Consider the following 12,027-nt stretch of genomic DNA (forward strand, 5'->3'; position numbering starts at 1 on the left):
TGCTCATCAGGCTGCGCCCAGTTTCTTCTTCAGCAGATCGTTCACTTGTGCGGGGTTGGCCTTGCCGCGCGTAGCCTTCATGGCCTGGCCGACCAGCGCGTTGAACGCCTTCTCCTTGCCCGCGCGGAATTCCTCGACCGACTTGGCGTTGGCCGCCAACACATCGTCGATGATCTTCTCCAGCTCGCCAGAGTCGGACGTCTGCTTGAGGTCCTTTGCCTCGATGATCGCGTCGGCGTCCCCTCCGTGCTCGCCAGCCCACATGGCGGGGAACACGTCCTTCTTCGCGGTGTTGTTGCTGATCGTGCCGTCGGCAATGCGGGCGAGCAGCTTGGCCAGTTGCGCAGGCTTGACCGGTGCGGTGTCGATTTCCAGATCCGCGCGGTTCAGGTTCGAGGCCAGCTCGCCCATGATCCAGTTGGCGGCCGCCTTGGCGTTGGCAGCGCCGGCATCCGCCACGACGGCTTCAAAGTACGCGGCAGTCGCCTTGGTAGCGGTCAGGATGCTGGCGTCGTACTTCGGCAGGCCATAGGCCGATTCAAAGCGCGCAGCCATCGCGGCAGGCAGTTCGGGCAGCGTGGCGCGCACGCGCTCGATCCAGTCGTCGCCGATGACGAGCGGCAGCAGGTCGGGGTCCGGGAAGTAGCGGTAATCCTGCGCGTCTTCCTTGCTGCGCATCGAGCGCGTTTCCTTGCGGTCCGGGTCGTACAGGCGGGTTTCCTGCACCACGGTGCCGCCATCTTCGATCAGTTCGATCTGGCGACGCACTTCGTAGTTGATCGCCTCTTCCAGGAAACGGAACGAGTTCAGGTTCTTGATTTCGCAGCGCGTGCCGAACGGCGCATCCGGGCCCGGGCGCACCGAAACGTTGGCATCGCAGCGGAAGCTGCCTTCCTGCATGTTGCCGTCGCAGATGCCCAGCCACATCACCAGCGCGTGCAGTGCCTTGGCATACGCCACGGCTTCCGCAGCGCTGCGCATGTCGGGCTCGGTCACGATTTCCAAGAGCGGTGTGCCGGCGCGGTTCAGGTCGATACCGGTCATGCCGGCAAAGTCTTCGTGCAGCGATTTGCCGGCGTCTTCTTCCAGGTGGGCACGCGTCAGTTGCACGGTCTTCTCATACCCGGGCTGGCCGTTCTTGCCTTCCACCTGGATGGTCAGCGTGCCGCCCCGCACCACCGGGATCTCGTACTGGCTGATCTGGTAGCCCTTGGGCAGATCGGGGTAGAAGTAATTCTTGCGCGCGAAGATGCTCTTGGGCGCGATCTTGGCGCCGATGGCCAGGCCGAACGTAATGGCGCGCTCAACGGCGCCCTTGTTCAGCACCGGCAGCACGCCCGGCAGCGCCAGATCCACCGGCGCGGCCTGCGTATTGGGCTCAGCACCGAATGCGGTGGAGGCGCCGGAGAAAATCTTCGAGACCGTCGAGAGCTGCGTGTGCGTCTCGAGGCCGATCACCACTTCCCATTGCATGTTGCGTGTGTCCTGTCGATTGTTGTGGTGTGAATGTTGAGGTGTTGCGTGTATTTCTGCTCGGTGCGATCAGGGGTGCGGCGCGTCAAGCCAGGCCGCAAGCTTCGCGAAGGCGGCCTCGCGTGCCGCCGGATCGCCACCCACGGTGACTGTTCCGTGACGCCGCCCGTTCGGGATGCCGCTGCGCTCCGTAACCGGTGCCGTGCCATCAAAGCCATGATAGGCCCCGCCAAACGTCTCCAGCTCGAAGCGCGCCTGCGGCTGGCGGGCCAGCACCGCGGTCTGCAAGGACTGGCATCGGTCGGCGGGTGTCCAATCGTCATTGCCGCCGGCCAGCAGCAGCAACGGCGCGTTCAACTGGTACTTCGCACGCTGCAGTGCAGCGGCACAGCCCGGGTAAAACGCCACGGCGCGCTCCACGGCCGGCGTGTCGGCGGGCCAGGCGAGGCTCGCGTCCACGGTTTCCAGCACCGCCTGCGCACCGTTGGACCAGCCCAGCAGCACGATGCGGCGCGCATCCACGCCGGGCTGTGCGGCTACCCAGCGCATCGTCGCCAGAATGTCTGCGCGACGCACGGCACCGTTGATATCGCGTGCCGCAAACCGCTCGGTGCAGATGCCGTGCGGTTTGCCGCGCGGGCCAAAGCTGTCGGGCAGCACCACCGCGTAACCACGCGCGCCCAGCCACTGCGCATAGCCGCGATAGCGCGTACCCAGCGCCTTCGCATCCGTACCGGCCTGCGTGTACAAACCGCTGCAGCCGTGCAGCGCGATCACCACCGGCAAACCGGCCGCCGGCGCCTTGCCCGCAGGCGTGATCCCCGGTTTGACCCAGTACGCGGTCAGCGTCTGCGGCGCGTCTTCAGCGTCCTTCATGACCGCGCGCGGAATCTCCACCGTCTGCACCCCCAGTTCCGCTGCCGACGGGGCGCGCGCGGCCGGCATGTCCGGCAGGGCGCCGTCCGCGTCGGGTGTCGGCTGGGCGAGCGCGTGCAGCGCCAGCAGGGCGCCCGTCAACACGGCCACCACCCGAAGCGATGTGCGCATCACCGGGCGCATTACCGGGCATTGCGGGCGCATTGGCCCGTTTGCGGGTCGAACATCACCGGCCAGGCTTCTTCGTAGATGCCGGGCGTGCAATGCGCTTCGCAGTTGGCGTGGGCCAGCGTCACGCGGCGCGGGTCCTGCCAGACCATCAGCGTGCAACTGCCATTGCGCTCGCGCAGTTCGATGCTCGGGCGGCGTTTGGTCTGCTGGAAGGTCGACAGATCAAACTGGCACGAACCGCGACGGCCAACCCACAACTGCCACTGCAACGCACTGACGTTGTTGTTGTCCACGGTCAGGGTTGCCTGCTCGCGGAAGCCGTCTTCCTCGGTCTGGCTGCAGTAGCCGTTGACGCTGATGGTGCGATCGGCAATCGGCGGCGGCCCAGACGGGCGACCAAAACCGGGAATGCCCGGCAGCGATGGCAACGGAATCGGCACGCAGGCCGCCAGCAGGACGGCGGCAAGCGCCAGCCCGAATGCGTTGCGGTTGCGGGGGTTCATTGCGATCGCCTCCGAGCGGATTGCGTTCATTTTGCCTTCGTGGTGTCGGCGACAGCCTGCATTCACGGACGTGCGCCTCCCCGCTGCGCGGGGCCCCTGCTTACTGTTCATGCGGCCCCCTGCGGTGCAGCGGTGGTCTTGGCGCTTGTGATTGCCGTCAGGCTGCCGGTTGGCGTGCGTGCCAGTCGGTCGCCTGCTGGAACGCATGCGCGATCTGCAGCATGCGTGCCTCTTCAAAATAGTTGCCAATGATCTGCAAGCCAACCGGGAGACCGTTTGCGCCAAAACCGGCGGGCACGCTCATGCCCGGCAGACCGGCCAGGCTGGTCGACAGCGTGAAGATGTCCTCCAGGTACATCTGCACCGGATCGTCGCTCTTCTCACCCAATTTCCACGCAACGGTCGGCGCCACGGGGCCCATGATCACGTCGCATTGGCGATTTGCACCCGCCAGCGCGTTCTGGAAATCCTGCGCGATGATGCGGCGGATCTTCTGCGCCTGCAGGTAGTACGCGTCGTAATAGCCGTGCGACAGCACATAGGCGCCGACCAGGATGCGGCGCTTGACCTCCCAGCCGAAACCTTCGGCGCGGGACTTGCGGTACATGTCGGCCAGATCGCGATACTCGGCCGCACGGTGGCCGTAGCGCACGCCATCAAAGCGCGACAGGTTGGACGAGGCCTCGGCCGGGGCGATCACGTAGTACGTCGGGATCGACAGCTCGGTCTTGGGCAGGCTGATGTCGACCAGCGTGGCACCGAGCTTTTCCAGTTCCGCCAGCGCGGCGCGCACCGTGGCGCGCACGTCGTCGGCCAAGCCTTCGCCAAAGTATTCCTTGGGCAGGCCGATGCGCAGGCCGGCCAGCGGGCGGGCAGCGTCCGCACCTTGCAGCGGCTGGCCGAGCAGGCGGGTGAAGTCTTCCACGTCACCACCGCGGCCCGGTTCCAGGCTGGTCGAATCGCGCGCATCGAATCCGGCCATGGCGGACAGCAGCAGGGCGCAGTCCTCAGCCGTGCGCGCCATCGGGCCGCCCTGGTCCAGCGACGAGGCGAAGGCGATCATGCCGTAGCGCGACACGCGCCCATACGTCGGCTTGATGCCGGTGATGCCCGAGAACGATGCCGGCTGGCGGATCGAGCCGCCGGTGTCTGTGCCGGTTGCCGCCGGCGCCAGATCGGCCGCCACGGCCGCCGCCGAGCCACCCGACGAGCCGCCCGGCACGTAGTCGACGTTCCACGGGTTCTTGACCGCGCCAAAGGCCGAATTTTCGTTGGACGAGCCCATCGCAAACTCATCCATGTTGGTCTTGCCCAGCGTCACCATGCCGGCGGCGCCCAGGCGCTCCACCACGGAGGCATCAAATGGGCTGACGTAGTCGGCCAGCATCTTGGAGCCAGCCGTCGCGCGCCAGCCGCGCGTGACGAACACGTCCTTGTGCGCGATCGGCACGCCGGTCAGCGGCACCGCATTGCCGGCAGCGATGCGTGCGTCGGCGGCCTGTGCCTGCGCGAGCGTGGCCTCGGCATCAACATGGGTGAAGGCGTTGAGGTGTGCCCCGGCGTCAATGCGCGCGAGGTAATGGCGCGCCAGTTCCACCGCCGAAACCTCCTTGGCGGCGAGTTGGGCAGACAGGGCTTTGATCGTGGATGCGGTCATCGAATACGTTCGGATGGGCTGCCGGCTGCGGCCGGCGACAGCAAAAAGGGGAGGCTCAAGTCGCGCGTTTGGGCGCCGATTACTCGATCACTTTTGGCACGAGGTACAAACCAGCCTCGGTGGCCGGGGCGCACTGCTGGTAGTCAGCGCGGCGGTCGGCCTCGGTGACGGCATCTTCGCGCAGGCGCTGTGCCGGCGCCTGGATCAGCTCGATCGGGTGGGCCATCGGCTCGATGCCGGTGGTATCCACGGCCTGCATCTGCTCGACCAGGGTGAAGAACTGGTTGAGTTGGGTCAGGGTCTGCGCCGCCTCGCCATCGGAGACTTCAATGCGGGCGAGGTTGGCGATGCGTTTGACGTCGGAGAGTTCGAGTGCCATCGGAGTGGATCAGTGAGTGCGGCAATCAGTAAAGGCAGGCGGGCAATGTGCGCAAGTGGCAGCCAAGCGACGGCTACTGCGCGCCAGGCTCGCTCAGGTTACGCCCGAGTTGTGCCGATTTGCCGCAAAATTGGAGGCAAACGCCCGCCGAATACCCGCAGAATGCCCGAATTATAAGGTATGATTGCCGACTAAATTTCTAAGTCAGCAGGCGACTTCGTGCAGCCACGGACCCTCTGATTAAGTGGCCGGGAACCTCCCGGCGACGCCGCCGTCAGCATCTGGCGACACTTAATCAAAGGTTCCTTGGGGCCGCCCCCTCCGGGCGGCTCACCCTCGGCAGGATGGCCAGTGCCACGGCACCCCACCGCCGACCACCACGGAGCCCGCGACATTCCCGGGAGCGCAGTAGCAGGATCGGACCGTATGGTAGCCATGCGACGTCCGCGTATCGGTGTAGCCATTGGCCGAGATTCTGCTGCTGAGCCGCCCATGACTCGAAAACAGGATTCATTCGATGTTCGGCTTTTTGCGCAGCTATTTCTCCAACGATCTCGCGATCGACCTCGGCACCGCCAACACCCTGATCTACGTCCGCGACAAGGGCATCGTCCTCGACGAGCCGTCGGTGGTGGCCATTCGCCAGGAAGGCGGCCCGAACGCCAAGAAGACCATCCAGGCAGTCGGCAAGGAAGCCAAGCAGATGCTGGGCAAGGTGCCGGGCAATATTGAAGCGATCCGCCCGATGAAAGACGGTGTGATCGCCGACTTCACCGTCACCGAGCAGATGCTCAAGCAGTTCATCAAGATGGTGCACGACACCAAGCTGCTGCGTCCGAGCCCGCGCATCATCATCTGCGTGCCGTGCGGCTCGACCCAAGTCGAGCGCCGTGCCATCCGTGAATCGGCGCTGGGCGCCGGTGCTTCCCAGGTCTATCTGATTGAAGAGCCGATGGCCGCTGCGATTGGCGCCGGCCTGCCGGTGTCGGAGCCGTCGGGCTCGATGGTGGTGGACATTGGCGGCGGCACCACCGAGGTGGGCATCATCTCGCTGGGCGGCATGGTCTACAAGGGTTCGGTGCGCGTGGGCGGCGACAAGTTCGACGAGGCCATCGTCAACTACATCCGCCGCAACTACGGCATGCTGATCGGCGAGCAGACCGCCGAAGCCATCAAGAAGGAAATCGGCTCGGCCTTCCCGGGTTCGGAAGTGCGTGAGATGGAAGTGAAGGGCCGCAACCTGTCGGAAGGCATTCCGCGCGCCTTCACGGTGTCGTCCAACGAAATCCTGGAAGCGCTGACGGACCCGCTGAACCAGATCGTGTCGTCGGTGAAGATCGCGCTGGAACAAACCCCGCCGGAACTGGGTGCCGACATTGCCGAGCGCGGCATGATGCTCACGGGCGGCGGCGCGCTGCTGCGCGACCTGGACCGCCTGCTGGCCGAAGAAACCGGCCTGCCGGTGCTGGTGGCCGAAGATCCGCTGACCTGCGTGGTGCGGGGCTCGGGCATGGCGCTGGAGCGCATGGACAAGCTCGGCAGCATCTTCTCGTACGAATAACGGGATCATGCACCGCTCGCATCCGGCGCATTTCGCCATGCCTGTCTTCCTGGCCGCACCAGCGGCCGTGGCGGGCCGCTGAGATGCGTCCCGCGCCGGTGCGCCGTGCTCCGCCCACCCCGGGCCCAGGCACCGCACCGACGCCACACCTAATCCGTTACCGGCAGGCCGCTGACGTTATTCGTTACGCGCCTGCCGTGTGCATCTGAAGCGTCCGGGTCATGGACTACTCCCCGCCGCCCCTCTTCAAGCAGGGCCCGTCCGCCACCGCGCGGCTGGTTGCTTTGCTCGCGCTCGCGCTTGCGCTGCTGGTGATCGATGCCCGCATGTCGGTGCTGGGCGTGGTCCGGCAGGTTGTGTCGGTCGTGCTGTACCCCGTCGAGCGCCTGGTGCTGATTCCGCGCGATACGGTGCGTGCCGCGCTGGATTACACGCAGTCGTCCACCAAGCTCGCCGCCGATAACCGCAACCTGCGCGAATCGGCCGTCGCCCAGGCCCAGCAATCGCTGCGTGCCTCACAGCTCGAAGCCGAGAACCGCAACCTGCGCACGCTGCTCAACCTGAAACAGCACGCCGCCATCCCCACCATTGGGGCGGAAGTTCTCTACGAAGCGCGTGATCCGTACACCCAGCGTATCGTCATTGACCGTGGCTCCAAGGACGGCGTGCGCGCCGGCTACCCGGTCATTGATGATCGCGGCGTGGTCGGCCAGGTGACGCGCGTGTCGCTGTTCGAATCGCAGGTGACGCTGCTGACCGACAAGGATCAGGCGATCCCCGTGGAAGTCGTGCGTAACGGCCTGCGCAGCGTGGCGTTTGGCGGTGCCCGCCCGGGTGCGCTGGACTTGCGCTTCATGGCTGCCTCGGCCGATCTGCAGCAGGGCGACCTGCTGGTGACCTCGGGGCTGGACGGCGTGTATCCGGCGGGCCTGCCGGTGGCGCGCATCGCACAGATCGAGCGCAAGGCCGACACCGCGTTCTCGCGCGTGATCTGCGAGCCGGTGGCTGGCATCCGCAGCAACCGGCACCTGTTGATCGTGAAGTACGAGTCGGGCTTCCCGCCGCCGATCGATGTGGCGCCCGCACCGGCCGCCAAGGGCAAGAACGCTGCCCGCGACGCCCGCGAAGAGAAGGACCGCGCCGCGCGCGCTGCCGCCGAGGCCAACGTGCCTGCTCCTGCTCCCGCTGCCGAAGACAACACCCCGCCGCCGCGCCCGACCGACGCTGACGGCAATCCGCTGGACACTGCTGATCCAGCGGCCAAACGCTAAGCGAGGCATCCACATGAACTCGCCCCAATACCTGCTGCGCCCGGTCAACCCCGGTTTCATCGCCTTCAGCTTCGTGCTGGCATTCCTGTTCAACCTGATGCCGTGGGGCCACATGCAGTGGATTCCCGATCTGGTGGCGCTGGTGCTGGTGTTCTGGAACATCCACCAGCCCCGCCGCGTGGGCATGGTGGTGGCCTTCCTGCTGGGCCTCTTGATGGACGTGCACGAAGCGCGCCTGCTGGGCGAGCATGCGATGGCCTACACGATGCTGTCGTACTTTGCGATCACCATCCATCGGCGCGTGCTGTGGTTCTCGGTGCTGTCGCAGGCGCTGCATGTGCTGCCGCTGCTGGTGCTGGCGCACGCCGTGCCGATCGTCATCCGCCTGCTGATGGGCGCACACCTGCCGGACTGGCAGGTCATTCTGCCGCCACTGATCGAAGCGGCGCTGTGGCCGTTCGCCAATGCCATCCTGCTGGCGCCGCAGCGCCGGCCGGAGAGCGTCGACGAGACGCGGCCAATCTAAGGCGTCCAATCTGATGTACCTAGCTGCTAGTCCGGCATGACCGAAATCCGCAACGTCGAACAGGAGCTGTCGCGCTTCCGCCTGCGGCTGGCGGCGGCTGCGCTGTTCGTGGTGATCTGCTTCGGGCTGCTGCTGGCGCGCTTCTTCTGGCTGCAAGAGGTCAAGCACGAGCAGTACTCGGCCAAGGCGGAAGACAACCGCATCTCGGTCGCGCCCATCGAGCCCAACCGCGGCATCATCATGGACCGCAACGGTGTGGTGCTGGCGCGCAACTACTCGGCGTACACGCTGGAGATCACGCCGTCCAAGCTGCAGGACACGCTGGACAACACCATCGACCAGCTCGCCCAGGTCATCGACATCCAGCCGCGCGACCGCCGCCGCTTCAAGCGCCTGATGGAAGACGCGCGCAGCTTCGAAAGCCTGCCGATCCGCAGCCAGCTCACTGATCAGGAAGTCGCGCGCTTCTCTGCGCAGCGCTTCCGCTTTCCGGGTGTGGATGTGCATGCGCGCTTGTTCCGTCAGTACCCGCTGGGCGAGTCGGCGTCACACGTGATCGGCTACATCGGGCGGATCTCCGAGCGTGACCTGGACCGCATCGACAACATGAGCGATGCCAACAGTCAGCCCGGCGTGGCGTACGACCCGCGCAAGGACTCCAACAACTACAGCGGCACCGAATACATCGGCAAGGTCGGCATCGAGCAAAGCTACGAGACCGAGCTGCACGGCCTGACCGGCTACGAAGAGGTGGAAGTAAGCGCGGGCGGGCGGCCGATCCGGACGCTGTCGACCTCGCAGGCGACGCCGGGCAACAACCTGATCCTGTCGCTCGACATCAACCTGCAGCGCCTGGCCGAGCAACTCTTCGGCAACCGCCGTGGCGCGCTGGTGGCGATCGAGCCGGAGACGGGCGACATCCTCGCGTTCGTGTCCAAGCCGACGTTCGACCCGAACATGTTCGTCGAAGGCATCGACAGCACTTCCTGGAACGAGCTGAACAACTCGCCCGACAAGCCGCTGCTGAACCGTCCGCTGCGCGGCACGTATCCGCCGGGCTCGACCTACAAGCCGTTCATGGCGCTGGGCGCGCTGGAGCTGGGCAAGCGCACGCCGCAGTGGGGCATGGCCGATCCGGGCTCGTTCACGCTGGGCAACCACACCTTCCGCGACGACGTGCCGGGCGGGCACGGCTGGGTCGACATGTACCGCTCGATCGTGGCGTCGTGCGACACGTACTACTACCGGCTCGCCAACGACATGGGCGTGAATGCCATCCACGACTTCATGAAGCCGTTCGGCTTCGGGCAGGTCACGGGCATCGACATCGAGGGCGAGCGCACCGGCATCCTGCCGTCCACCGAGTGGAAGCGCAAAGCCTACAAGCGCCCCGAGCAGCAGAAGTGGTATGACGGTGAAACCATCTCGCTGGGCATCGGCCAGGGCTACAACAACTTCACCATCCTGCAGTTGGCGCACGCGGTGTCGACGCTGGCCAACAACGGCGTGGTGATGAAGCCTCACCTGGTGAAGGCCGTCGAAGATTCGCTGTCCAAATCGCGCACGCTGACCGTGCCGACCGAGAGCTACCGGATTCCGCTCAAGCAGGCCAACATCGACGTGATCAAGCGCGCGATGGTGGGCGTGAACCAGGCAGGTACCGCGGCCAAGGCGTTCATCGGTGCGCAGTATGTGTCGGCCGGCAAGACGGGGACAGCGCAGGTGTACTCGCTGGGCAAGAACGAAAAGTACAGCCACCACGCGCTGCCCGAGAACAAGCGCGACCACGCGCTGTTCGAGGCGTTTGCCCCGGCCGACCATCCGAAGATCGCGCTGGCCCTGATCGTGGAAAACGCCGGCTTTGGCGCAGCATCGGCCGCGCCGATCGCACGCGCCGTCATGGACTATTACCTGACGGGCAAGTGGCCGACCGAACTGCTCGCCAGCGCGCCGAAGCCTCAACCGCAACCGCCGGTGGACACGCCGAGCGTGTTCTCGACCGGTAAGACGGCCACCATCGCCAGCGCCACGGCCACGCCGCAGGCAGCCGCGGAGGCTGTCGCGCAAGCGGCTTCGGGGGTCGCCGCCGCTTCGGCCGTGGCGGCGCCCACCGCCAGTGGAGTGGCTGCGGCTTCGTCGGTGGCCGCCGGCGCCACGCATACCACGCCGCCGATGTCGCCTGACTTGCTGGCCCCCGCCCTGCGCGAGGCCGGCACCAGCGCCGAAGCCATCGCCCCGGCCACGCTGGACGCCCAGGTGCTGCAGGCACTGTCGCATGCGCAGCCCGCGCCTGAACTGCCACCGCGCGGACGCGGCAATGCCGCCGCCCCAGCCTCGGCGCCGGCCACGAGCCCCAAGGGCGGGAAAGAGGTGAAGCCTGGCAACAAGCCGGCACCGAAGCCGACGCCCAAACCCGCGCAGGCCGCGCCCTGACATTCGCGCTTGAGGATCACGCCATGGACAAACTGGACAAGCGCCGCATATTCAACGTCATCAAGTCGCTCTTCACCGGCTTTGACGTGCCGTTGGCACTGATCGTGTTTCTGCTGCTGGGCACGGGATTAGTCGCACTGTATTCGGCCGCCATCGACATGCCGGGCCGGGTGGAAGACCAGGTCCGCAACATCCTGCTGTCGTTCGTGCTGATGTGGATCATCGCCAACCTGCCGCAGCAGACGTTGATGCGCTTTGCGGTGCCGCTGTATACCGTTGGCGTGGCGCTATTGATTGGCGTGGCGGCATTCGGGTTGATCCGCAAGGGTGCGCGGCGGTGGCTGAACATCGGCGTGGTGGTGCAGCCTTCCGAGATCATGAAGATCGCCATGCCGCTCATGCTGGCGTGGTACTTCCAGAAGCGCGAGGGCGTGGTCCACTGGTACGACTACCTGGCCGCGGCCGTACTGCTGCTGATTCCGGTGGGCCTGATCGCCAAGCAGCCGGACCTGGGCACGGCGCTGCTGGTGCTGGCGGCCGGCATCTACGTGATCTACTTTGCCGGACTGTCGTGGCGGCTGATCGTGCCGGTGCTGGTGATTGCAGTGACGGCGATCACACTGGTGGTGTCGTTCGAGTCGCGCATCTGCGCGCCGGGCGTGAACTGGCCGATCCTGCACGACTACCAGCAGCACCGCGTGTGCACGCTGCTGGACCCGACCACCGATCCGCTGGGCAAGGGCTTCCACACCATCCAGTCGATCATCGCCATCGGCTCGGGCGGGGTGAGCGGCAAGGGGTGGCTCAAGGGCACGCAAACCCACCTGGAGTTCATTCCCGAGAAGCACACCGACTTCATCTTCGCGGTCTATTCGGAAGAGTTCGGGCTGGTGGGCAACGGCTTCCTGCTGTTCCTGTACCTGCTGCTGATCATTCGCGGGCTGTTTATCGCGGCGAATGCGGGCACACTGTTCGGGCGATTGCTGGCGGGGTCGATCACGCTGATCTTCTTCACCTACGCCTTCGTCAACATGGGCATGGTGAGCGGTATCCTGCCCGTGGTGGGCGTGCCGCTGCCGCTCATCAGTTATGGAGGGACCGCACTCGTCACACTGGGCATGGGTATCGGTATCCTGATGAGCATCGCCCGACAGAAGCGCTTCGTGCAGACCTAGCA

At 65.9% G+C, this 12,027-nt stretch carries 10 protein-coding genes; 5 read left to right on the plus strand and 5 right to left on the minus strand.

The annotated features are described in order from the left end of the window. Positions 1 to 6 precede the first annotated feature (6 nt). The 5 genes from gatB to gatC all read right to left on the minus strand — a co-directional run bounded on the left by gatB (position 7) and on the right by gatC (position 5,059). The gene (gene gatB, locus C404_RS52940) at positions 7 to 1,473 is read right to left on the minus strand and encodes an Asp-tRNA(Asn)/Glu-tRNA(Gln) amidotransferase subunit GatB (protein ID WP_021196950.1); all 1,467 of its coding nucleotides are present in this window, start codon (positions 1,471 to 1,473) and stop codon (positions 7 to 9) included. Positions 1,474 to 1,542: 69 nt separating this feature from the next. After that, on the minus strand, positions 1,543 to 2,553 hold the full coding sequence (locus C404_RS52945; protein WP_031330013.1) for a dienelactone hydrolase family protein: 1,011 nt from the start codon (positions 2,551 to 2,553) through the stop codon (positions 1,543 to 1,545). Continuing rightward, positions 2,532 to 3,023: a hypothetical protein gene (locus C404_RS52950; RefSeq protein ID WP_031330015.1), complete on the minus strand. Its 492-nt coding sequence runs from the start codon at positions 3,021 to 3,023 to the stop codon at positions 2,532 to 2,534. Before C404_RS52950 ends, C404_RS52945 begins: the two co-directional genes overlap by 22 nt. Before the next feature lie 157 nt (positions 3,024 to 3,180). Further along, positions 3,181 to 4,680, minus strand: a complete 1,500-nt coding sequence (gene gatA, locus C404_RS52955) for an Asp-tRNA(Asn)/Glu-tRNA(Gln) amidotransferase subunit GatA (protein ID WP_021196953.1) — start codon at positions 4,678 to 4,680, stop codon at positions 3,181 to 3,183. A 79-nt stretch (positions 4,681 to 4,759) separates the two neighbouring features. Next, on the minus strand, positions 4,760 to 5,059 hold the full coding sequence (gatC, locus tag C404_RS52960; RefSeq protein ID WP_021196954.1) for an Asp-tRNA(Asn)/Glu-tRNA(Gln) amidotransferase subunit GatC: 300 nt from the start codon (positions 5,057 to 5,059) through the stop codon (positions 4,760 to 4,762). Positions 5,060 to 5,576: 517 nt separating this feature from the next. Here gatC and C404_RS52965 point away from each other — a divergent pair. The 5 genes from C404_RS52965 (at position 5,577) to rodA (ending at position 12,025) form a co-directional block, all read left to right on the plus strand. Further along, complete coding sequence (locus C404_RS52965) at positions 5,577 to 6,620, plus strand: rod shape-determining protein (RefSeq protein ID WP_004628293.1); 1,044 nt, start codon at positions 5,577 to 5,579, stop codon at positions 6,618 to 6,620. Positions 6,621 to 6,841: 221 nt separating this feature from the next. After that, positions 6,842 to 7,891 (plus strand): rod shape-determining protein MreC, encoded by a 1,050-nt coding sequence (gene mreC / locus C404_RS52970; protein WP_021196955.1) that lies wholly within the window; start codon positions 6,842 to 6,844, stop codon positions 7,889 to 7,891. Between the two features lie 13 nt (positions 7,892 to 7,904). Next, positions 7,905 to 8,417 carry a rod shape-determining protein MreD gene (gene mreD / locus C404_RS52975; RefSeq protein ID WP_021196956.1) on the plus strand — a complete coding sequence of 171 codons (513 nt, stop codon included), beginning with the start codon at positions 7,905 to 7,907 and terminating at the stop codon, positions 8,415 to 8,417. A gap of 36 nt (positions 8,418 to 8,453) precedes the next feature. Further along, positions 8,454 to 10,850, plus strand: a complete 2,397-nt coding sequence (gene mrdA / locus C404_RS52980) for a penicillin-binding protein 2 (protein WP_021196957.1) — start codon at positions 8,454 to 8,456, stop codon at positions 10,848 to 10,850. A 23-nt stretch (positions 10,851 to 10,873) separates the two neighbouring features. Continuing rightward, the gene (gene rodA / locus C404_RS52985; RefSeq protein ID WP_021196958.1) at positions 10,874 to 12,025 is read left to right on the plus strand and encodes a rod shape-determining protein RodA; all 1,152 of its coding nucleotides are present in this window, start codon (positions 10,874 to 10,876) and stop codon (positions 12,023 to 12,025) included. Positions 12,026 to 12,027 lie beyond the last annotated feature (2 nt).

It is taken from the genome of Ralstonia sp. AU12-08 (genome assembly GCF_000442475.1).
In the GTDB taxonomy this organism is placed as follows: domain Bacteria; phylum Pseudomonadota; class Gammaproteobacteria; order Burkholderiales; family Burkholderiaceae; genus Ralstonia; species Ralstonia insidiosa.